This window comes from Mesorhizobium sp. M7D.F.Ca.US.004.03.1.1, from assembly GCF_003998635.1.
Taxonomy (GTDB): Bacteria; Pseudomonadota; Alphaproteobacteria; order Rhizobiales; family Rhizobiaceae; genus Mesorhizobium; species Mesorhizobium loti.
The window spans coordinates 1-1,279 of record NZ_RZQG01001283.1; the positions used below are offsets into that span (position 1 = coordinate 1).

Genomic DNA, 1,279 nt, shown 5'->3' on the forward strand with positions numbered 1-1,279 from the left:
GGCCAGGGTGGCGCCATTGTCAACATCCTGTCGATCAACGCCCATTGCGGCTCGCCGGAACTCGCCGTCTATTCCGCCAGCAAGGGCGCGCTGGCGACGCTGACCAAGAATGCCGCCAACGCTCACCGCTTCGACCGCATCCGCGTCAACGGCATCAATGTCGGTTGGACCGACACGCCGGCCGAACGCGCCATGCAGGCCGACACGCTGGGCAATGGCCCTGGCTGGCTCGATGCCGCCAACGCCTCGCAGCCTTTCGGCCGCCTGTTCTCGACGAGCGATATCGCGAACCTCGCCGTCTTCCTGCTTTCGGATGCCGCCGGGCCGATGACCGGCACGCTGGTCGACCAGGAACAGTGGGTGATCGGGGCGAACCGGTGAGCGCCATCGAAACGCTCAGCCCGGCACTGCTGGAAAGACTTCCCGCCGCTGTCCAGACACCGGCCTATCACCGCGCGGCGCTCGCCGCTGGGATGGCGCATCTCGGCGTCGGCGCCTTCCATCGTTGCCATCAGGCCGAATACACCGATGACCTCTTGTCGCTCCATTTCGACCGCTGGGGCGTGATCGGCATCAACATCCGCCCGCCCAGCCTCACTGAGACGCTCGGCCGGCAGAGCGGGCTCTACACAAGGCTCATCCGCGAGAACAGCCATATCGAGGCGCGCGTCATCGGCAGCATCCTGGAAGTGGTCGACAGCCAGGCAAGTGTCGCGCCGGCACTCGACGTTTTGTCTTCGCCTGACATCGAGCTGGTGACGATGACGGTGACCGAGAAAGGCTATTGCCAAATCCCGTCGAGTGGCGAACTCGACCTCGGCCATCCCGACATCGTCCATGACCTCGCCAACCCCGAGAGGCCACGCAGCGTGCCCGGCATCCTCGCAAAGGCGCTGGAGCTGCGCAGGGCGACGCATGGCCGGCCGCTGACGCTGCTCTCCTGCGACAACATTCCGACCAATGGCGTCATCCTGGCCAATGTCGTGCAGGCTTTTGCCGAGCGGCGCGAGAATGGGCTGGCCGAGTGGATCGAAGCCAACGCCACCTTCCCCTCGGCCATGGTCGACCGCATCGCGCCGGCGGTGACGCAGGATGATCTCGACAGCGTCGAACAGTGGTTCGGCTACCGCGATGCTGCCGTTGCCGTCGGTGAACCGTTCCGGCAATGGGTGATCGAACGGAAATTCGCCGGTCGCATGCCGCGCTGGGATCTGGTCGGCGCGACCTTTGTCGACGATGTCACGCCGTTCGAGCATCTCAAGATGCGGGTGCTTAACGG

2 protein-coding genes are annotated in these 1,279 nt (G+C 65.2%); both read left to right on the top strand.

What is annotated here, in order from left to right:
- A partial coding sequence (locus tag EN935_RS36355) for an SDR family oxidoreductase (RefSeq protein ID WP_127374249.1) occupies positions 1–381 on the top strand: 381 nt, incomplete at its 5' end.
- Positions 378–1,279: mannitol dehydrogenase family protein (locus EN935_RS36360; protein ID WP_164771704.1), on the top strand; the 902-nt coding region annotated here is incomplete at its 3' end. The genes EN935_RS36355 and EN935_RS36360, both read left to right, overlap by 4 nt.